Origin of the sequence: Actinomadura sp. WAC 06369, from assembly GCF_003947565.1 — a bacterium.
GTDB classification, from domain to species: Bacteria; Actinomycetota; Actinomycetes; order Streptosporangiales; family Streptosporangiaceae; genus Spirillospora; species Spirillospora rifamycini.
In genome coordinates this window covers 1-223 of the sequence record NZ_QHJN01000453.1, presented here as the reverse complement: position 1 = coordinate 223, position 223 = coordinate 1, and the positions used below count along the sequence as shown (strand labels likewise).

The window sequence follows — 223 nt, the reverse complement described above, 5'->3', positions numbered from 1 at the left end:
GCGTGTGGCCAGGGCGTGCGCGACGGCGGCGAGCCGTCCGGCCAGCTCCGTCCGGTCGGCGCCGACCACGACGGCGCGGTGGGAGAAGAGGCTGCGGCGTGTGGCCAGGGCGTGCGCGACGGCGGCGAGCCGTCCGGCCAGCTCCGTCCGGTCGGCGCCGACCACGACGGCGCGGTGGGAGAAGAGGCTGCGGCGTGTGGCCAGGGCGTGCGCGACGGCGCGT

General features: G+C 79.4%; 1 protein-coding gene. It reads right to left on the bottom strand.

What is annotated here, in order from left to right; genetic code table 11:
• Positions 1 to 223: hypothetical protein (locus DMH08_RS40760; RefSeq protein WP_158642483.1), on the bottom strand; the 223-nt coding region annotated here is incomplete at both ends.